A 19847-nucleotide genomic window follows, 5' to 3' on the forward strand; every position below is an offset into this window, starting at 1 on the left:
TTGCGAATGTCGGGCACCAACCGGCCGAGCATGTCGCCGGCATCGGCGGCAGCCTTGACCGTGTCGCTCGACATCGAGCTGATTTCGGCAGCAGCCGACTGGCTGCGTTCGGCAAGTTTGCGCACCTCCGAAGCAACGACCGCAAACCCCTTGCCGTGCTCGCCGGCGCGTGCCGCTTCGACGGCGGCGTTGAGGGCGAGTAGATCGGTCTGGCGGGCGATTTCCTGGACGATGCCGATCTTCTGGGCGATCGTGCGCATGGCGTCGACGGCGCGCGTCACCGCTTCACCGCTGGCTTCCGCATCCTTGGCCGACTGGCGGGCGATTTTTTCGGTCTGCGCCGCATTGTCGGCGTTCTGCTTGATGTTGGCGGCCATCTCTTCCATCGAGGCGGAAGCCTCTTCGGCCGAAGCCGCCTGTTCGGTGGCGCCCTGCGACACCTGCTCCGAGCTTGCCGAAAGTTCCTGGCTGCCGGAGGAGACGTTCTCGGCGGCCGAGATCGCATCGGCCACGACGCCGCGCAGGCGCTCGACCATCTGTTCGAGCGCGAGACCCAGCGCATCCTTGTCGGAGAGCGGCTTTGGAGACACCGTCAGGTCGCCGTTTGCGATCTGATCGGCGATGCCGGCGGTGGTCCGCAGGTTGGAGATCATGCTCTGCATCGCGATGCCGAGCGTATCCTTATCCGAGAGCGGCTTGGCATCTGTGCTGAGGTCGCCCATGGCAATCTGATCGGCAAGAGCTGCCGTGGTGCGCAGATTGGCAGTCATGCTGTTGACCGTGTTGATGAGGTCCTTGATCTCGTCATTGGTCTTGACATCGACCGTCTGGTTAAGGTCGCCGATTGCGACGGCATTTGCGACGGTCGTGATTTTCCTCAGGCCGTTGTTGATTCCGAGCATGATCCACAATGCTGCGACGAGCGCCACGAGCACGGCGATGCCGGAAGCAGTGCTGAGGATCAGCTTGGTCGAGTTATAAAGATCGGTGTTCGACTGATCGGTCGTCTTCATGCCCTTGCGCTGGATCTCGATGAGTGCGGCAATCGCGTCACCCATGTCGTTGGTCATCGTGCGCAGGTCGCCGAGCGACAGCGCCAGTGCGCCGGCTTGATCGCCCCTGGCGTCAAGCTGCTGCAGCTCGGCGGATCTGTCGCGGAATTTCGCGCCGATCGTCTGCAGCTTTTCCCAATAGGGTTTTCCTTCCGGCGAAGCGATGGCGTGGCCGGCATCGACGGCCTCAAACATGGCCTGCAAGTTCTGGTCGGCCTCCTTGTAGAAACCGGCAGCGCTGTCAGGATCCGTGGAAAGCAGTGCGTTCTTCTGAGCGCGTATGGCGTTGACTTCAGCGACATTGGCGGTCAGTGCCAGTTCCAGGCGGCGCATCGGCCCGTCGATCATCTTGCCGCTGGCGTCATTCAAGGTGCCGAGGCTCATGCTTCCGTAGATGGCGATGCCAATCAACAGCAATGTCATGATGCCGAAGGCAAGCCCCAGCTTGAGCTTGATGGTGAAACGCATGTGGTACCCCCTCTATGCGGTCAAAACGAATGGATAGAAACGCGTCCCATCGGCGGGACGTCGAGCTTGAAAGTGATGTGTCTGAAAAGGGGGAAAGCGACTACATTCACTTCCCGGCAGCCGGACATCTATCGATCGCAGCGCCAACGCCTACATGCGTTGGGGGATATTCCAGTCTCGGGCCGCCGGAGCAGCCCGAGGGATCAGTTTGAGGCGAAGGCGCATAGGCGCTTCCCCCGGGGAGCGCTTATGCGCTCTCCCTGAAATCGTCATCGCTGGCATCCGGACCACCCATCGACATATCGAGAGCAAAGCCTTTGAGACGCTGCTGCTGAGCCGAAATCGTCTGGGCGCGGCCTTGGCTATGGGCCTGCGAGGCAGCCTTGCGGACAGCGGCCGGGGCCTTCACCTTGGCGGAAGCTTTTGGCTGCGCTTTGTTGGCGCCGGACCGCGCGCTGCCTGCCGTATCGACCTTGAAGAAGGCGATCGACGTCTGCAGCTCTTCGGCCTGGGAGGCGAGTTCCTCGGAGGTCGCCGACATCTGCTCGGAGGCGCCGGCGTTCTGCTGCGTCACCTTGTCGAGCTGCTGGATCGCTTCATTGATCTGCGAGGCGCCGATATCCTGTTCGCGGCAGGCGGCGCTGATCTCGGAGACCAGTTCCGCCGTTTTGCGAATGTCGGGCACCAACCGGCCGAGCATGTCGCCGGCATCGGCGGCAGCCTTGACCGTGTCGCTCGACATCGAGCTGATTTCGGCAGCAGCCGACTGGCTGCGTTCGGCAAGTTTGCGCACCTCCGAAGCAACGACCGCAAACCCCTTGCCGTGCTCGCCGGCGCGTGCCGCTTCGACGGCGGCGTTGAGGGCGAGTAGATCGGTCTGGCGGGCGATTTCCTGGACGATGTCGATCTTCTGGGCGATCGTGCGCATGGCGTCGACGGCGCGCGTCACCGCTTCACCGCTGGCTTCCGCATCCTTGGCCGACTGGCGGGCGATTTTTTCGGTCTGCGCCGCATTGTCGGCGTTCTGCTTGATGTTGGCGGCCATCTCTTCCATCGAGGCGGAAGCCTCTTCGGCCGAAGCCGCCTGTTCGGTAGCACCCTGCGAGACCTGTTCCGAGCTTGCCGAAAGCTGCTGGCTGCCGGAAGAGACGTTTTCGGCGGCCGACAGTGCGTCGGCGACGACGCCGCGCAGGCGTTCGATCATCGTGTTGACGTTGCCCAGAAGTTCGCCGATTTCGTCATGGCTGGTGATATCGGCCATCTTTGTCAGATCGCCTTCCGACACTTCGCGAACCACGGTGTTGGCACGGCTGAGGCCCTTGCTGATCGTGCTGGCGATCCAAAAGGCGGTGAAGGCAGCAATCAGCAGGGCGACCGCGGCGACCGCAACCATCATTGTGCGCGTCGTCGTGTACTGCGCTTCGGCGCCGTCGTCAGCAGCCTTCATGCGCTGCTTTTCAAGTGCCAGGATCTCGCTGAGCGTCGAGTCGATGTCGTTGGCGGCGGCCCGCGCCGTCGTGACGGAGATGGCATTTGCGCCTTCGGCATTGCCGGCCTTCACATATTCGCGGATCTGATCGTCTGCTCCATTGAAGGTCTTGGAAAGTTCGGCGATGCGCGCCCAGCGCGCCTTGCCTTCTTCCGTTGCCAGCGCCAGCACCTGGTTGAAGGCGTCGGCGAATTCCTTGCGGGCCTGATTACCCTTGGCGATTGCCCCGGCCGTCTCGTCTGCGCTGCGGGCGGTGAGCAGGTTCTTCTGCTGGCGGATCGCCTCGAGCTGAGCGATGTTGATCTGCTGCGCGAAATCCAGGCGGGCCGCCGGGCCGGCGAGAAGCTTATCGATCGTGTCGTTCAGCGATCCAAGGCTGAAGACACCGTAGGCGGCAGTGCCCACGAGCATTACAATGATGAAGGTGAACGCGGTCACCAGTTTCGTCTTGATTGTCAGTCGCATGGTCCCCAAACCCCTCGTTGAATTCATCCAGCGTCAATTAGCGGCTCCCGCCGCGTCGTGCCTCGATGAAAAAATCGCCTGCAGATTAGGGAGAATGATGAATTCTCCGCCCCTCTTCACCAGGCAGTTGATGTAGTCGGCGCGCCAGCGCATGCCGATGCTCGGCGGTGCCTCGCTCGCGGACTTTGCAAGCGTCGTCACCTCGTTCACCTTGTCGGTTCTGAGGCCGACGAGCGTCTGCTCGCCCTGCAGATCGATCTCGATGACGATGATGCGGCTGTCGATCGTCGCCTCTGCTGCTTCCATCCCGAAGGCGAGACGCAGATCGGCGAGCGGAATGACCTTGCCGCGAAAGTTGATGACGCTGGCGACGAAGGGCTGGCTGCCCGGCACCGCGGTCTCAGGAAGCAGGTCCAGGATCTCCTGGACGATGACCGCTTCAAGTGCGAAGGTTTCGCCATTGAGATCAAAGGTCAGGACCTCGACTTCCTCGGCATAGCTCCAGTGATTGTCGAATCGTTCGGCCGTTGCTGCTGTTGCGCTCATCCTGCCACACGCAATTGCGCCTCCTGTTGTTGACCCGCGGCAACCAGGTGCCCGACGTCGAGAATGAGAGCGACGCTGCCGTCGCCGAGAATGGTGGCGCCCGAGAAGGTCGCGACGTTATTGTGCAGCTTCGACATCGACTTGATGACCGTCTGGTGGTCGCCGATGATCTGGTCAACCACGAGGCCGACGCGCTCCGTGCCGGTCGAGATGACGACGACCTTCTGATGCACATCGGGCTTGGTGCCGGTGCGGAAGAGGTCGCGCAGGCGCAGGAACGGCACCAGGCTGTCGCGCAGCGAGATGAAGCTGCGGCCGCGCGAGCGGAGATCTTCCTCGAGCGACAGTTCGAGGCATTCCTCGACCGCCGAAAGTGGGATGACGTAGCGGCCGGAACCGACGCGCACCAGCAGGCCGTCGATGATGGCGAGCGTCAGCGGGATGCGCAGCGACACTTCCGAACCGTGTCCCGGCATGCTGACGATGTCGATTGCGCCGCGGAGGGCTTCGACCGTCTTCTTGACCACGTCCATGCCGACGCCGCGGCCGGACAGATTGGTGATAGCTGCTGCCGTCGAGAAGCCGGGGGCGAAGATCAGCTGCAGCAGCTCTGAGTCGGAAAGCGGCTGGCCGGGCTGGATAAGGCCGGAGGATTCGGCCTTGGCGCGAACCCGTTCACGATTGATGCCGCGGCCGTCGTCCTTGATCGAGATGATCACCTCGCCGCCGGCCTGGCGGGCCGAAAGCGTCACCGTCCCGGCTTCGGTCTTGCCGGAGGCAAGCCGATCGGCGGGCGTTTCGAGGCCATGATCAATCGAGTTGCGCACCAGATGCACCAGCGGATCGGCCAGACGCTCGATGACCGTCTTGTCGACTTCGGTGCTCTCGCCCTCCGTCACCAGCTCGATCACCTTGCCGGTCTCGCGGGCGAGATCGTGGACGAGGCGGCGGAAGCGGGAGAAAAGGGTGGCGACCGGCACCATGCGCAGCACCATCATCGTGTCGCGCAATTCGCCGGACAGGCGTTCGATTTCTTCCGAAACGGAACGCAGCGCGATATCGGTGCTGGCGCTGGCGAGCTGGCTGAGGCGCGACTGCGCGATGACGAGCTCGCCGACGCGGTCCATCAGCTCATCGAGACGTTCGGCCGGAACGCGGACATTCTCGGCCGCCTTTGCCTGGCTGACGGCGGCGGGCGCCTCGCGCTTGGCGGGAACCGCCTCGACAGGACGGAATTCCGGGGTCGTGGTCGACGAAGGGGGGGCGGCCGATGTTGCGGCGACGGGGACAGGGGCAGCCCTTTCCTCGACCGGAGCGGCGGTTGCCGCTGCCGTACCACTGATCTCCTCGACGCTGAGTTCCATGTCATCAAGCACAAAGATGAAGACGTCGTCGATCGCTGAACGATCCTGCTCGCTGGTCAGCGTCACGTCCCAGGAAATATGGAGCTCCGTCGGAACCAGATCGTCGAGGGCCGGAATGGCCGAGGTGTTGGCGCGCACGCTGCATTCGCCGAGATCGCGCAGCTCGCCCAGCAGGCCGAGCGGGTTGGTGCCGTTGGCCATCGAATTGGCGGGCAGGCTGAAGCGGATGCGCCAGCTGTTCTTCTTCTTCGCCGGAGCGTCGCGCACGGCCGCGGGCGGGGGAGCAGCGGCGGGCGCTGCTGCAGCCGCCGCTTGCTTGCCACCGACGGCAGCCTGCAGCTGCGCCAGAAGCTTATTCCCGGTATCGCCGTGATCGGCGTCCGGCTGGTCGACGAGGGCACGCATATGGTCCTGGGCGGCGAGAACGGCGGCGACGAGTTCACTGGTCGCCGCGACCTCGCCCTTGCGGACGCGGTCGAAGGCTGTTTCGCAATGATGGGTGAAGGCGGCGAGCGCCTCGAAACCGAACATCGCGCCGGAGCCCTTGAGCGTGTGGAGCCCGCGGAACACGGCGTCGACGAGATCCTTATTGTCGAGCTGGTGGGTCAGGTCGAGAAGACCGGCCTCGATCGCTTCGAGGCATTCGGCAGCTTCCGTGCGGAATACGGCGACCGGATCGAGTGTACTCATCGTCCGAGAACCTTCTTCACGATCTTCACCAGACTTTCCGGGTCGAACGGCTTGGTCAGCCAGCCCGTCGCGCCGGCGGCCTTGGCGCGCGCCTTGAGATCGGCGTCCGATTCCGTCGTCAGGAAGATGATCGGAACGCCGGCCTGCGCCGGCAGCTTGCGCAGTTCCTCGATCATCGTCAGCCCGTCCATGACAGGCATGTTGAGATCGGTCACGATCAGATCGAAGCTGCTGCCCTTGGCGGTTGCGAGGCCCTCTGCCCCATTGACCGCCTCGGTGACGCTATAGCCGGCATTGGTCAGCGTGACCTTGGTGGTCAAACGAATGCTGGCGGAATCGTCGACGGTCAGGATATTTGCACTCATAACGTCACCTCTTTATGCAACCAGAAATTTGCGTCTTCTTGATCGAAGGATTCGATGAAACCTGCGCGCTCAAGTACCTTCAAGACCGATCCATTGGCCGGCGAAGAAAGTTTGAACGTCTTTCCCTTGGCTTTTGCTTGGTGGCGCGAGGATTCGATGAGTTGAACGAAACTCAGATCCGCTTCCGCACCTTCTGGAATGTTGACGATGATTGTATCGCGACTATGAAATGCATCATTAAACTTGGGATATAGTTCGCTAACGTTACGAATGCTGAGCACGTCCGGCAAATTTATAGATTCGTAATATTGTTTCTGAGTATCCAATGCAGCCTCCTGGGCCAGAAAATACTTGACGACCCTAAAAGGACTCTCACGGCAGCGTTAATGCAGGGTAAACAGCGGTTGTAGGAAACTGCCGTCTAGCGCGTTCCGCGACTCCCAATTCTCATCCGGGATAAGTTGTATTTTTTTCTCAAAATTTAGAAATAAATAAAATAAAAACAATATGTTGAATCATCAAGTCGAGCGTTAGGCTTTCAACGACACGCCATCAACATCTTTCGTTAATCACAACGCTGGCGAGTCCGGCGCGTTTACCGGACGTTTCCATCCTGCCCGTAAAAATAGAGTTGAATTGCCTGGATTTTAAGAAAAGGTATAAAAGTGGCACACGCTCTGGTATCGCCGAACGCTGCAGCCTACACATCAGGACGGGACATCAGCCAGACCCTGGAATCCGCCCGCGGCCAGGTCGAGGAACGTTTCCTCGAAGGCGGCACCGTGCTGCTGTCGGTGATGGATGTCCTCAACCGTCTGTTGAACTCGCTCGAGAGTGTCACCACGACGCTCGACAACAAGGATGCGAGCGACACCAGCGCCGATCTTCGCGCCACGGTCGAGAGCTTGACGGCGCTGCCGGTCACCGAGGAAAACCGCCAGCAGGCGCTCGTCTCGCTGGCGCATACCGGCAGGGAGCTGCGCAAGCACGTCTCCGACATGCAGGAGACGATGCGTTATCTCAGAACCTTCGCCGTGACCGTGAAGATCACCGGTGCCGGCCTTGCCGAATTCGCCGGCTTCGCCCAGGAGATCCTGGAGCGCATCTATTCCGGCACCGATGAGGTCAACCGTTTCGCCACGCATCTCGACAGTCTCGATAAGGAGGTCAAGCTCGCCACCTCCTTTGGCGCCAGCGTTTCCAAGGGTTATGCCGATACCGTTCCGGCCGTCGCCGGAGCCTTGCGCGATGATGCCGCCAAGATCGCCCAACATCGCAAGGATCTCGGCGTCATCGCCCGCGAGGTCGGCGCGATTGCCCGCGCCGTCCAGGGCAAGGTCGCCTCGACGCTGTCTGCCCTGCAGATYGGCGATATCACCCGCCAGCGCATCGAGCATGTACAGGCTACCTTTTCGCTGCTTGAGGATTTCTTTGCCGGCGAGGATGGCGCCAGACTCGACGCCGGCGCCCGCCAGCGCCTCCAGAACGTCATTCACCATCTGACCGCAGCGCAGATGAGCGACATGTGCGCAAACTTCCAGCGGGATTCTGAGAACGTCGTCAAGACGATCGCGAGTTTCGACCACGACATGCGAGAGATCCTCAAGCTGCGCGATCAGATGAGCGGTCAGAGCGGCGAGGCCGGCGGCAACTTCATGCGCGCGCTGGAATCCAGCGTTTCAGCCGCCCACGAAATCGTCAAGCAGGTCGACACGGCAAGCCGCCAGGCCGACCAGGTGAGCCAGTCGACGATCGGCACGGCCGCCAAGCTCTCCGAAGCGATCGGCAACATCCGCGCCGTCAAGACCGACATTCACTATATGGCTTTGAATACCAACCTGCGCTGYAGCCGCCTCGGCGAGGAAGGCAAGTCGATCAACGTCGTCACCGCCGAGCTGCGCATCTTCGCCGGCAAGCTCGACGATTCCGCCGACGCCATCGTCAACGGCCTGCCGGCGCTCGAAGCCGCGGCCGGGCGCGTCGCTCCCGCCACGGATGCCGGAGCCGGCAGCTTGGGAGAAAGCCTGACCTCCGCCGTCGGCAACATCCGCACTGCARCCAACGTGATGGAAAACGAATTGAAGGTGCTCGCCGAGAACGGTCGCGAGGTCGCCACCAAGATCAGCCTGCTGATCGGCAAGCTCGATTTCCAGCATGATCTCGGTGAAGTCCTTGCCGGCTGCGCCGATCTGCTCGAAGGCGTCGCCGGCACCGAGGTCGCCGATATCTCCGATCTCACTGAGACGATCGCGCCGCTCGACCGCAAGATCTTCAAGCACTACACGATGGTCCAGGAACGCAACATTCATCGCGGCATCATTCCGGCGAGCGAGGACAGCACCCCCGCTCCCGCCGAGACCACCAAAGCCGAAAACGATGCGGATCTGTTCGCCGACGCGCTTTTTTAAAAGCGTGTCGCACCCAATCCACCCAATTTCCTGCGGCAGTGCAAACGTTTTGACATTCATTGACAGAGAAAAGGTAACGGAAGCACATCGGAAATAGCATCCAAGCTACAAGCGGCCATTCGGAATCAGATTTGAGTTTGGAAAGGCCATCTCAACAGGGTTGAGGTCACATAAGCAGATCGAGCGCAGTGAGTGAACCATCCGGCCTTGATCTGCTTTGCCACTTTAATCATACAGCGACTCCGCGACGAACTCTAAGCTCCTGAAACGTTTACTTTCCTGTCGATGAAACGTTCGTTTAACATAATCGTCCTCCAACCTTCTTGGTTGCTGATGCGCTTCGTTTGGCTTTTGGTTGGCGGTCACCAATCTAGAGGTTACGGGACCTCACCGCTTAATGAAAATCTTGCCGTTGTTTGCCGAAATTTTTTGGTCCGCCTCCTGCATAAGCCGATGAGCTGTTTGAGGATCGAATCCATCAGTGAGAAACGCCGCTGTTTCCAAAAACATCTCATCAAAAGAAATTGGCGCCAGATCCTCTCTAAACAGCAATGCTCGCTCAGCATCTATTGCGTCAGCAGCGGCAGAAAGAAGCTCAATCGTTGCTTCAACGTTTTTTTTGAGTTCATCAGAATACGGGAATTCCAGCACAACAGAATTCGTCGCAACTTTGCTCGTTATTCCGTTCGCGATACTTATACTTGCGGCGATATCGTCTTTAGATGACCCGTTCCAGAAGAAGATTCTAAACCCAAGGTCAGGAATAATACTACGATCGTCATCGCGCCGGTTGGCATTCCTTAAGAGAAGACCGCTCAAAAATTCGAGATTATTGGTATCAATGAAGCTGTTTTGTATCGCTTTGCGTTTTGATGATCCAAGCAACTTCCATCGAAAAATCGCTGGGCTAATCTTCGCAAGCCTATTTAAGAGCACACTCACGTCCCCTGTGCATTCGTCTAGACTTCTCGGCCTGTTAGCTCGGTAGGCCAATAATTTGTAGCGTGTGATAGTCATGTTAATAGTCCCGAGAACTAAAGGCACTGCCAATGGTGGGAACTTGCTGCGTGGAATCCTTCACTTGCATCGAGATACCGTTAACGCCTTGGCTTTCAAAGAGCTTCGCTGTCGCCCCAGCAGATTTAGCATCTGAGAATACCCACTCAACCTGTCTACCGCCTGCCGCGTTTAACTGGCGATCTGCTTGCTCGCCAAGACTTTTCTGCCCGCTGAACCATCCGTAGAAGCTTCCGTCTTTTCTAACAAAGTTCCCATATTTGTCCTTCGCCTCCAACAGCGGTCGAAGTCTTCCTCATTCGCGCAGAGGATGGCAACCCTCCGACCGGGACCATCTATGGATCTTGGAAACGCCTTAGCCTCTTTGCGCGCAGGCTGAAACAGCGAGACCTCGTCCTTAGACTTGGACGCGACTGCCGCTATCGCCGCCGGAACTTGTTGGCGGCCTCGATCGCCGCCTTCTGCTGATCGTCCTCGATGCCGAGATAGAAATCCTCGAGCGACGGATCGGCAAGCCCGGCCCGGCGCGACAGCACGTACCACTTCGCCGCCTCGACCGGATTGGGCGGCGTGCCGATCGCATTGATATAGAGATGGGCGAGCTTGTTCTGCGCGACGACGTTGCCGCCATTGGCGGCAAGTTTCAGCCATTCGAAACCCTTGACGTAATCCTTCGGCCCACCCACGCCGTTGACCAGCCAGATGCCGAGATCGAGCTGGGCCGTGTCGAAACCGGCGCGCGCTGCACGTGCCATCCACTCGCGGGCAAGCTTTTTCTTTTCCTCCGGCAGGTCCTTCAGCGTCGCATAGATCTGCGCTACGGCATATTGCGAATCGGCAATGCCCTGCTCGGCCGATTTCTCGTAGAACGGCAGCGCGAGCTTCAGTCCCTTCTCGCCGGGATTGTCGGCGACGAGAAGCTGCGCCCAGTTGAATTCCGCCGAAGGATTGCCGCCCTCGGCCGCCTTGCGCATGTAGTCGTCGGCCTTGACCTTGTCACGCGGCACGCCCTCGCCTTCCATCAGGATCAGCGCATATTTGAACATGGCCGCCGCATCGCCTGCTTCGGCCGCCTTGCCGTACCAGAAGGCAGCATTCTTCACGTCCTTCTTGACGCCGAGACCCTGCGAGAGGATTTCGCCGATCAGCGTCTGCGCCGCCGGATCGCCGAGCTGGGCGCGCGGCAGCGCCTTGTCCATTGCCGTCAGGTAATAACCGCGTTGGAAGGCGCCGTAAGCTTCGTCGATCGGCCCCTTGTAATCCTTCTCCGGCGGCAGATCCGGCAACTTCGCGCCCATGCGGTCGAACACGCCGACGCCGTCGGAGGGCCCGACGTCCGAGGCGGAGGGCCGGTCCGTGCGGAAGGTCGAAGCCGGCGCCGTGCCCGGCTGGCTGATGACGCTGTCCGGCGCCTGCGCCAGGGCGACATTCGGCCCGGCCGCAACGAGGGCGGTCACGCTGGCAAGGATATATTTCAAAAGGCGGGCGGGCAGGATCGGCATGAGCGCGATTTCAATCCTCAAACCGTGGCGCTTTTTCGTCAAGCAACGCGTTGATTTCGGCAACGACCGACGGCGCCCGGCCGGGCTCACCAAAGACCGCCAGCCGCAGCGCCACGAACTCCGCACCAGTCTCGGCGACGGCGAGCGCCGAGGCCGGATCAGTGCCGCCCATGACGATGCAGGGAATCTCGATCATCGAGGCCCACCATTCGCCGAGCGCAAGGTTCTTCGGATGCGCCTCCGGCTTGATGTCGCCATCGAGCTTGCCGAAGAAGATATAGTCCGGCCTGACTTCGCCGATCTCCAGCGCATGGTGCCGGTCGGCCGCGTTGCCACCGCCGACGATCAGCTTCGGCGCATGTTTGTCGATCGCTTCCGAAAGCGCCTCGGCATTGCTGGAAAGGTGCAGGCCATCGGCCTTTGCCCGGCCTGCGACACGGCTGTCACCTGCAATCAGCGCGGCTGCTCCAGCATTCTGGATCAATGGCACCAGCTTTTCGGCATGTTTCTGGAAGGTGCCGTCGTCGAGCCCGTATTGCGGCACGATCACCGAGGCGACATCGCCGCCCTTCAGCGCATCGGCGACGATCTTTGCCTGTTCATCGGCATCGGCGATATCAGGCACGATGAGCACAAGGCGGCAGCGATTTTCCGGTTCGGTCATGAGGTCTTTCCGTTTCCGGCGAATTCCCCTTCGAAATGAGGGATCCGCACTCGTTTTGTGTGAGTAGTTCCGTTAGACGAGGCTTGCAAGAGGAGGACGTCGAAAGCATGCCGCAGGATTTGTCATTCTACTACGCCGCCGTGCCCGCCGTTCTGCTGGTGGGCCTCGCAAAGGGTGGCATGGGCGACGCTTTGTCGCTGATCGGCCTGCCCTTCCTCGCCCTCGTCGTCTCGCCGGTCGAGGCGGCCGCCATCCTGCTGCCGATCCTGGTCTTCATGGACATGATCTCGCTCGTCATCTGGCGCAAACATGGCGACTGGGCGACGCTGAAGATCATGCTGCCGGGCGCCGTCTTCGGTATCGCGCTGGGCTGGGCGACCTCGGCCCTGGTTCCGGGCAACATGCTGCGCATCGTCATCGGCGCGGTGACCATCTTCTTCTGCCTGCGCTATTTCTGGAACAATTTCGGCCCCGGCGCCGGCAAGGTGATCCCGCCGCGCGGCCAGCGGCCGGTGGCTGCCAGCCTCTGGGGGACATTTTCCGGTTACGGCAGCTTCGTCGCCCATGCCGGCGGTGCGCCCTTCCAGATCTATGCCCTGCCGCTCAAACTGCAGCCGCGCGAATATACCGGCACCAGCGTGCGCTTCTTCGCGATCCTTAACGCCATCAAGCTGATCCCCTATTTTGCACTCGGCCAGCTCGATACCCAGAACCTTGCGACCTCCGCGACGCTTCTGCCCTTTGCCCCGCTCGCCACCATTGCCGGCGCCTGGTGCGTGCGCCGCATGAGGCCACAGATCTTCTATCCCTTCATGTATGCAATGGCGCTGATCGCCGCCTTCCTGATCGTGCGCGAGGGCCTTGGCTGGTAGAAACAACTAAAGCATGTCGCGCAAAACTGTGCAGCGGTTTTGCGATAACGACATGCGTAAAACAAAGAGCTAAAGCGCGAGGCGCGAATCCGAAAGATCGCGACGCGCTTTAGAAATCACGGCACGCTGCAATGCACAATTTCCTTGCTGGCGCGGCCGGTTTGACGTAGCGTTCCTGCCATGTCGAACACGGACCCTTTCTCTGCGATTGCCGATCCGAACCGGCGGTTTCTGCTGGAGGAATTGCGTCGCGCGCCACGGACGGTCAATGAGCTCGCCGAGGGCCTACCGATCAGCCGCCCTGCTGTTTCGCAGCATCTGAAGGCGCTACTCGACAGCAATCTCGTCTCCGTGACCTCGGAAGGCACCAAACGTATCTATACGGTCAACAACCGCGGCTTCGACAAGCTCAATTTGTGGCTGGATCAGTTCTGGGCCTGAGGCAGGTCCCCATGAGATCTGGGGATACGATGCAAATCATAAGAACGCGATGTGAGACGCAGCGGACCCAAAAGCGCCAGCCACGATGCCGGATGCATCGGACTGGCGCAAATCTGGTGTCAAATCACCGGTTCTTGCTAATTTTTGGCGGAATGGATGGATTTACCTTGTTGCGCAAGATGATCGCCCGGCGACCCTTGGGAAGATTAGTGGACGGATGACTTAAGACGCTGAATCTCGTCCTTGATGCGCAGCTTGCGGCGCTTGCATTCGGCAAGTTCCGTATCGGAAATAGAGGGAGATGTTCTGAGCGCGTGCAACTCCTCCTCGAGAGCAACATGCTTTTTCTGGAGTGACTCAAGATGAGCTTGAACAGTCATATGACCCTTCCTTCCTCTTTACCCTCCCCGGCCATCATCGTCGGGGATCAAGGTGTCAACGGCCGGACTGTGACATATTTTTGAAGGCTTGTCGAAGGCCAAAAGATGGAGACTGGATGGCAATTTCATGATCAAGACTAACTAGCCGTTACCTGTATTTGGTGATAGGAGCTTGCGGAAATCATCGGCAGATCGGACAAGGTCCAGGGACGGTAACGGGGAATGCATATGGCCGATCAGGAACAGGCGGAAATCAGGCTCACGGTGGCGCGTCTGCGTCAGGAGCACGAGGATTTCGATGCCGCGATCAACGCCATGATCCAGACCGGATGCGATGCTCTGCGGATCCAGCGTATGAAAAAGAAAAAGCTCGTCATCAAGGACAGGCTCTCCAAGCTGGAAGATCAGATCATCCCTGACATCATCGCCTGAGAGGGAATAGCAGCAACGATGACAGACAGACCACCCGTCGCCATCATCATGGGCAGCCAGTCCGACTGGGAGACCATGAAAAACGCCGCCGACACGCTGGAGGCGCTTGAGATCCCTTATGATGCGCGCATCATTTCGGCGCACCGCACAGTGGACCGATTGGTCAATTTCGCCAAGGGCGCACGTGCGGAGGGCTTCAAGGTCATCATCGCCGGCGCCGGCGGCGCTGCCCACCTGCCGGGCATGACCGCCGCGATGACACCGCTGCCGGTTTTCGGCGTGCCGGTCCAGTCGAAAGCCCTGTCCGGCCAGGACAGCCTCCTTTCCATCGTGCAGATGCCGGCCGGTATTCCTGTGGGCACGCTTGCGATCGGCAAGGCCGGCGCGGTCAACGCCGCCCTTCTCGCCGCCGCCGTGCTTGCCCTTTCCGACGAAGAAATCGCCGACCGGCTCGACGAATGGCGCGAGCGCCAGAGTGCTGCCGTCGCCGAATACCCGATGGACGACCTATGACGGCAAGAACGATCGGCATTATCGGCGGCGGCCAGCTCGGCCGCATGCTGGCGATTGCCGCCGCCCGGTTGAATTTTCGCACGGTCATCCTCGAGCCGCAGGCGGACTGCCCGGCCGCCCAGCTGGCCAACCGGCAGATTACCGCCGCCTACGACGATCCCGCGGCGCTGGCCGAACTCGCCGATATCTGCGATGTCGTAACCTACGAATTCGAAAACGTGCCCGTCGCGGCCGCCGAAAGGCTCTCGGCGACCGTGTCGGTTTATCCGCCGCCGAAGGCACTGGAAGCCGCCCAGGACCGCCTCGTCGAAAAGCGCTTTCTCAATGACTGCGGCATATCAACCGCCCGCTTCCACGCGATCGACAGCCAGGCCGATCTCGAGACGGCACTGAAGGATTTCGGCGGCCAGGGCGTGCTGAAGACCCGGCGTCTCGGTTATGACGGCAAGGGCCAGAAGGTTTTCCGCTCGGCCGCCGACAGCCCGGAGGGCGCCTATGCCGCACTCGGCGGCGTGCCGCTCATCCTCGAAAGTTTCGTCGCTTTCGAACGCGAGGTCTCGATCATCGCCGCGCGCGCCACCGACGGGACGGTCGTCTGCTTCGATCCCGCCGAGAACGTGCACCGCAACGGCATCCTCCACACCTCGACGGTTCCTGCCGCGATCTCTGCAGCGACAGCGGACGCGGCGCGCCAATCGGCCGAAAAGATCCTTGCCGCGTTGAACTATGTCGGCGTCATCGGCATCGAATTCTTCGTGCTGGCCGATGGCGGCCTGATCGCCAACGAGATGGCGCCGCGTGTGCACAACTCCGGTCACTGGACGGAAGCCGCCTGCGTCGTCAGCCAGTTCGAGCAGCATATCCGGGCCGTCGCCGGCCTGCCGCTTGGCAGTGCCGAACGGCATTCCGACTGCATCCTGCAGAACCTGATCGGCGACGATATCCTTGCCGTTCCCGACTGGTTGCGGCGCCCCGACACGCTGGTTCATCTCTATGGCAAGACCGAGTGGCGCCCCGGCCGCAAGATGGGTCATGTCACCACCTTGACGCCGAAATCGCTGGTTTTGGCCTGAGAAAACACCCTTGTGCCTTGGGAAAAACACCTTCATGTGGTTGACACGGAAAAGGTGACGAGGTATCTGCTCCCCCACCTAAACAGCGCGCCCGATGGCGCGCTTTTGATTGTTAAAGATACGGGCGAATGTGAATTCCCCCATAGAGATCGCGGATCAGAAAAATGAAGATCAAGAATTCGCTCAAGTCGCTCAAGGCTCGTCACCGTGACAACCGTCTGGTTCGCCGCAAGGGCCGCATCTACATCATCAACAAGCTGAACCCGCGCTTCAAGGCTCGTCAGGGCTGATTTCGCGCGTCCGGATCGCCTTGCCGCGCAGGTTGCGCCGGCAGATATATCCGGTGGGTCGCTGCGGCGATCACGTCAAATTTGTTTGATCTTCGGCGTTGGCGGGCTAATATGTCCGCCATGCGCTTTTTTGCTTTGACGTCAGCGGCACTGCCGCTCGCCCTCATCCTGCTCACCTCCCCCTTTCCGGCCGCCGCCGCGGAAAAGCCGGCTGCCGCGACGAAAAAGGATGTCATCGTCGAGCAGACGGATGTCAACGGTTCGCCGAAGCAGCACCTCGACCAGCTCTTCAGCCAGTTGAAGCGTGAACGCGACCCCGACAAGGCCAGCGGCATCGCCAATGAAATCCGCATGGAATGGAACGATTCCGGCAGTGCCACCGTCAATCTGCTGATGCAGTGGGCCGACAAGGCGATCGAGGAAAAGCGCAATCCCGCTGCCCTCRATTTCCTCGATGAGGCAATCGCGCTGAAACCCGATTATGCCGAAAGCTGGAACCGCCGCGCCACGCTGAATTTCGTCATGGGCAATTACCGCAAGTCGATGTCCGACATCGAACGTGTGCTCGATCTCGAACCGCGCCATTTCGGCGCGCTCTCCGGCATGGCAGCGATCCTCAGCAATTCCGGCAACGACCAGCTGACCTTGAAGGCTTGGGAGCGTTTCCTCGATGTCTATCCCGCCGAACGGACAGCGCAGGAACAGGTCAACACGCTGGCGGAAAAACTCGCCGGCAATCGCACCTGATTCCCGGGCTGATATCTTGACGTCGGATCGTGCCGCGCAATTTAAAGCATGTCGCGCAGAAGTGTGCAGCGGTTTGCGATAGCGACATGTGTAAAACAAAGACCTGAGCGCGACGCGCTTTAGAATCTAGAGGGAACGATGTAGCGGTTTGTCCGCATGCAGGTCATCCCGCAATTATCGCTCGTTGAGATCATGCTTGCAGAAGTTTCCGCTCTTCTCGCCCCGCTCGCCGCCGCCATCGGTTACTCCACTTATAAGGCGCGGCAATTCGAACAGGCTTATCCGAATATCGGCGAACTGACGGATGTCGGCGGCTACCGCATGAATGCCGTCCACATCGAGCGTCCCGAAAATGCGGATCTGCCGGCGCTGGTCTTCATTCACGGCGCCAGCGGCAATCTGCTCGATCAGGTCGTCGCCTTCCGCGCCGCACTCGAAGGCCGGGCAGAAATGCTGTTCGTCGATCGTCCCGGCCATGGTTATTCCGAGCGCGGCGGCCCCGAGAATGCCGTCCCCTCCGGCCAGGCCGATGCGATCGCCAGGCTGATGGAAAAGCGCGGCATCGAAAAGGCGATCATCGTCGGCCATTCCTTCGGCGGCGCGATCACCGCCGCCTTCGGCCTGCGCCATCCTGACAAGACATCAGGCCTGCTCTTCCTCGCGCCCGCCACCCATCCCTGGCCGGGCGGCATCGACTGGTACTATCACGTGGCGACCGTGCCGATCGTCGGCTGGCTCTTCAACCATGCGATCGTCGTGCCGCTCGGGCTGAGCCGGCTGGAGCGCGGCACGCGGAACGTCTTCCGCCCCAATCCGCGCCCGACCGATTACATTGAAAAAACCGGTCCGTCGCTCGTATTGCGCCCCGGCGCCTTCCAAAACAACGCCGCCGATTTCAAAAGGCTGCTCGCCTATGTGAAGGAGCAGTCGCTGCTCTATTCGCAGATCACCGCGCCGACCGTCATCATAACCGGCGACAGCGACGAGATCGTCTGGGAACACTTGCACTCGCGCGGCCTTGCCCGCGATATATCAGGCTCCGAACTCATCACCGTCGGCGGCGTCGGCCACAAGCCGGATTATCTCGCGACCGATGTCGCCATCGCCGCCATGGAAAAAATCGCCGGCAAGCCGCTCGACCTGCAGGCGGTTGCCCGCAGGGCCGAGGAGAGACTTGCCGCCGCATCACGCGATCGGACGGTCGTAACCGTGCCGTCGTTGGGGCCAGGCGCCCTGCACGGCGCATGACCTCTCCGCCTTGGATTTCCGGCCCGCGAGACCGTCGGCGGTCCACCTGAATGCTGCTTCAAGCGCTGAGACGCACACCGCCGTCGCAGGTGATGACATGGCCGCTCATGAAGCCGTTTCCGATCAGGAAGGCGATCGCCTCGGCAATATCCTCCGGCCTGCCGACACGACCGACYGGCGTGCGGCCGGCGAAATCCGTAAAAACGCTGCCGCGCTGCTCCGGCGGCAGGAAACTCCACCACGGCGTATCGACGACCCCAGGTGAAACGCCGTTGACACGCAGCGGCTTCAACTCGGCGGCAAGCACTGGCACCATCGCCTCGATGCCGGCATTGACGGCCGCAAGTCCAGCCGTGCCAGGCATCGCTGCCTGCGCGCTGACTGCCGAAACGAAGGTGATGCTGCCGCCCGGCTGCAGCAGCGGCAGTGCTGCCTGGGCTGTCGCGGCATGCGGAATGAGCTTGGTCTGAAACCCGGCAAGCAGATCCGCCATGTCGAGCGTCGCGAAGGGTCCGGCGCCGTGACCGCTGCCCATCGCCAGCACGAGATGACCGAATGCGCCGATCCCGGCAAAAGCCTCCCCAAGGCCGGAAAGCTCCGCCGCATCGAGCACGAGGCTGCGCAGCTCGCCCTCGAGCGATGCCGTCGCCGCGGCAAGCTTTTCGCCGTCGCGGCCCGCAATGGTGACCGTGTAACCCTGTTTCAAAAGTAATTTCGCCGTGGCAAGGCCGATGCCGGAAGAACCGCCGATGACGACCACATGCTGCAAAGACATGATGCTGCTCCTTGAATTGATCGAGCCGCAGACGCTTCAACCACCTGCGACACCGGCATCATGCGCGGCCCGGAAACGGCAAACAGTTCCGGTTTTATCCTGGTATCAATACTGATATGATTCCCGCCATGGACCAGAGATCCGACACATTCGAAGCCCGCCGCCGTGAATTCGCAGCCTTCCTGCGCTCCCGTCGCGAACGGCTGACGCCCTCCGAGGTCGGTTTGCCGGAGGGGTTTCGCCGGCGCACGCCGGGTCTCCGGCGTGAGGAGCTCGCCATGCTCGCCGGCGTCGGCACCACCTGGTACACCTGGCTGGAACAGGGCCGCGAAATCAGGCCCTCCATGCAGGTGCTCAACGCCCTTGCCGATGCGCTGCGCCTCGACGAGGCCGAGCGCCGACATCTCTTCACCCTCAACAATCGCCAAGCGCCGCAGGCAGTCTCATCCGCACTCGAATGCGTCGACGAGCCGCTGCAGCGCATGCTCGCTAACCTGACCCACCAACCGGCTTATGTACTTGGCCGCCGGTGGGACGTGCTCGCGTGGAACCGTGCCGCCGAGGTGCTGTTCGGCGGTTACGACACGCTCGACCGCGACGAGCGCAATACCATGCATCGCCTCTTTGCCGACCCCGCGCATCGCAAGCTGCTCGTCGACTGGGAGGCGGTTGCCCGCGTCTCGCTGGCGATGTTTCGCGCCGACTGCGCGCGTTATGCCGGCGATCCGGATTTCGAACGGCTGATCGCGCTGCTGAAACAGGCAAGCGCTGAATTTCGTGATTGGTGGCAGCGCCACGAGGTCGTCAATCCGCTGTCCGGCATAAAGCGCATCAACCATCCCCTCAAGGGCCGCATGTCCTTCGAGCATACCGGCCTGACACTGACGAGCCGGCCGGAGATGAAGCTCATCGTCTATACGCCGCTCGATCACGATGACACCAACCTGAAACTCGCCGAACTCCTCACGCTTTAAGTTTTGTTTTCGCATATCGTCGTCGCAAAGCCGCTGCACACTTTTGCGCGGCATGCTTTAAAGCCAACCCCT

The 19847-nt window shown here is 60.9% G+C and carries 22 protein-coding genes; 10 read left to right on the forward strand and 12 right to left on the reverse strand.

The window, feature by feature from the left end; translation table 11 throughout:
- The 6 genes from AC1D1Z_RS15000 to AC1D1Z_RS15025 all read right to left on the reverse strand — a co-directional run.
- Positions 1–1520, reverse strand: a 1520-nt coding sequence (locus AC1D1Z_RS15000) for a HAMP domain-containing methyl-accepting chemotaxis protein (protein ID WP_477851025.1), incomplete at its 3' end; no start/stop codon positions are given.
- Between the two features lie 247 nt (positions 1521–1767).
- Positions 1768–3474 (reverse strand): methyl-accepting chemotaxis protein, encoded by a 1707-nt coding sequence (locus tag AC1D1Z_RS15005; protein WP_130653024.1) that lies wholly within the window; start codon positions 3472–3474, stop codon positions 1768–1770.
- Between the two features lie 33 nt (positions 3475–3507).
- Positions 3508–4020 carry a chemotaxis protein CheW gene (locus tag AC1D1Z_RS15010; protein ID WP_018243494.1) on the reverse strand — a complete coding sequence of 171 codons (513 nt, stop codon included), beginning with the start codon at positions 4018–4020 and terminating at the stop codon, positions 3508–3510.
- A complete protein-coding gene (locus AC1D1Z_RS15015) occupies positions 4017–6074 on the reverse strand; it encodes a chemotaxis protein CheA (RefSeq protein WP_130653025.1) in 2058 nt (685 codons plus the stop codon). Before AC1D1Z_RS15015 ends, AC1D1Z_RS15010 begins: the two co-directional genes overlap by 4 nt.
- The gene (locus AC1D1Z_RS15020; protein ID WP_003552634.1) at positions 6071–6439 is read right to left on the reverse strand and encodes a response regulator; all 369 of its coding nucleotides are present in this window, start codon (positions 6437–6439) and stop codon (positions 6071–6073) included. Before AC1D1Z_RS15020 ends, AC1D1Z_RS15015 begins: the two co-directional genes overlap by 4 nt.
- Positions 6436–6765: an STAS domain-containing protein gene (locus AC1D1Z_RS15025; RefSeq protein ID WP_130653026.1), complete on the reverse strand. Its 330-nt coding sequence runs from the start codon at positions 6763–6765 to the stop codon at positions 6436–6438. Before AC1D1Z_RS15025 ends, AC1D1Z_RS15020 begins: the two co-directional genes overlap by 4 nt.
- Positions 6766–7104: 339 nt before the next feature.
- On the opposite strand from AC1D1Z_RS15025, the gene AC1D1Z_RS15030 reads away from it, so the two are divergent.
- A complete protein-coding gene (locus AC1D1Z_RS15030; protein ID WP_477851028.1) occupies positions 7105–8847 on the forward strand; it encodes a chemotaxis protein in 1743 nt (580 codons plus the stop codon).
- Between the two features lie 387 nt (positions 8848–9234).
- On the opposite strand, the gene AC1D1Z_RS15035 is transcribed toward AC1D1Z_RS15030, so the two are convergent.
- The 4 genes from AC1D1Z_RS15035 to AC1D1Z_RS15050 all read right to left on the reverse strand — a co-directional run bounded on the left by AC1D1Z_RS15035 (position 9235) and on the right by AC1D1Z_RS15050 (position 12030).
- Positions 9235–9864 carry an Imm52 family immunity protein gene (locus AC1D1Z_RS15035; RefSeq protein WP_130653028.1) on the reverse strand — a complete coding sequence of 210 codons (630 nt, stop codon included), beginning with the start codon at positions 9862–9864 and terminating at the stop codon, positions 9235–9237.
- A gap of 1 nt (position 9865) precedes the next feature.
- Positions 9866–10141, reverse strand: a complete 276-nt coding sequence (locus tag AC1D1Z_RS15040) for a Tox-REase-5 domain-containing protein (RefSeq protein ID WP_165403098.1) — start codon at positions 10139–10141, stop codon at positions 9866–9868.
- 142 nt (positions 10142–10283) lie between these two features.
- A complete protein-coding gene (locus AC1D1Z_RS15045; protein ID WP_130653030.1) occupies positions 10284–11366 on the reverse strand; it encodes a tetratricopeptide repeat protein in 1083 nt (360 codons plus the stop codon).
- Positions 11367–11376: 10 nt separating this feature from the next.
- Positions 11377–12030, reverse strand: a complete 654-nt coding sequence (locus AC1D1Z_RS15050) for a thiamine phosphate synthase (protein ID WP_018243499.1) — start codon at positions 12028–12030, stop codon at positions 11377–11379.
- 107 nt (positions 12031–12137) lie between these two features.
- Between AC1D1Z_RS15050 and AC1D1Z_RS15055 the strand changes: the two genes are divergently transcribed.
- The gene (locus AC1D1Z_RS15055; RefSeq protein WP_064651175.1) at positions 12138–12902 is read left to right on the forward strand and encodes a sulfite exporter TauE/SafE family protein; all 765 of its coding nucleotides are present in this window, start codon (positions 12138–12140) and stop codon (positions 12900–12902) included.
- Between the two features lie 180 nt (positions 12903–13082).
- Complete coding sequence (locus AC1D1Z_RS15060) at positions 13083–13343, forward strand: ArsR/SmtB family transcription factor (RefSeq protein ID WP_003542830.1); 261 nt, start codon at positions 13083–13085, stop codon at positions 13341–13343.
- Positions 13344–13549: 206 nt separating this feature from the next.
- Here AC1D1Z_RS15060 and AC1D1Z_RS15065 read toward each other — a convergent pair whose 3' ends face one another.
- Positions 13550–13723, reverse strand: coding sequence for a YdcH family protein (locus AC1D1Z_RS15065; protein WP_003542831.1), 174 nt, complete (start codon positions 13721–13723; stop codon positions 13550–13552).
- Positions 13724–13951: 228 nt separating this feature from the next.
- Between AC1D1Z_RS15065 and AC1D1Z_RS15070 the strand changes: the two genes are divergently transcribed.
- The 6 genes from AC1D1Z_RS15070 (at position 13952) to AC1D1Z_RS15095 (ending at position 18026) form a co-directional block, all read left to right on the forward strand.
- Positions 13952–14155 carry a YdcH family protein gene (locus AC1D1Z_RS15070; RefSeq protein WP_017968168.1) on the forward strand — a complete coding sequence of 68 codons (204 nt, stop codon included), beginning with the start codon at positions 13952–13954 and terminating at the stop codon, positions 14153–14155.
- A gap of 18 nt (positions 14156–14173) precedes the next feature.
- Positions 14174–14668: a 5-(carboxyamino)imidazole ribonucleotide mutase gene (purE, locus tag AC1D1Z_RS15075; RefSeq protein WP_011653459.1), complete on the forward strand. Its 495-nt coding sequence runs from the start codon at positions 14174–14176 to the stop codon at positions 14666–14668.
- The gene (locus tag AC1D1Z_RS15080) at positions 14665–15741 is read left to right on the forward strand and encodes a 5-(carboxyamino)imidazole ribonucleotide synthase (protein ID WP_047623111.1); all 1077 of its coding nucleotides are present in this window, start codon (positions 14665–14667) and stop codon (positions 15739–15741) included. Before purE ends, AC1D1Z_RS15080 begins: the two co-directional genes overlap by 4 nt.
- A gap of 164 nt (positions 15742–15905) precedes the next feature.
- Positions 15906–16031, forward strand: coding sequence for a type B 50S ribosomal protein L36 (gene ykgO / locus AC1D1Z_RS15085; protein WP_003566454.1), 126 nt, complete (start codon positions 15906–15908; stop codon positions 16029–16031).
- A 111-nt stretch (positions 16032–16142) separates the two neighbouring features.
- Positions 16143–16778: a tetratricopeptide repeat protein gene (locus AC1D1Z_RS15090; RefSeq protein WP_477851035.1), complete on the forward strand. Its 636-nt coding sequence runs from the start codon at positions 16143–16145 to the stop codon at positions 16776–16778.
- A gap of 192 nt (positions 16779–16970) precedes the next feature.
- A complete protein-coding gene (locus tag AC1D1Z_RS15095; RefSeq protein ID WP_130653032.1) occupies positions 16971–18026 on the forward strand; it encodes an alpha/beta fold hydrolase in 1056 nt (351 codons plus the stop codon).
- A 58-nt stretch (positions 18027–18084) separates the two neighbouring features.
- On the opposite strand, the gene AC1D1Z_RS15100 is transcribed toward AC1D1Z_RS15095, so the two are convergent.
- Positions 18085–18801, reverse strand: coding sequence for an SDR family oxidoreductase (locus tag AC1D1Z_RS15100; RefSeq protein WP_130653033.1), 717 nt, complete (start codon positions 18799–18801; stop codon positions 18085–18087).
- A 116-nt stretch (positions 18802–18917) separates the two neighbouring features.
- Between AC1D1Z_RS15100 and AC1D1Z_RS15105 the strand changes: the two genes are divergently transcribed.
- On the forward strand, positions 18918–19775 hold the full coding sequence (locus AC1D1Z_RS15105) for a helix-turn-helix transcriptional regulator (protein ID WP_130653034.1): 858 nt from the start codon (positions 18918–18920) through the stop codon (positions 19773–19775).
- Positions 19776–19847: the final 72 nt, after the last annotated feature.

It is taken from the genome of Rhizobium sp. P1_E1 (assembly GCF_056406015.1).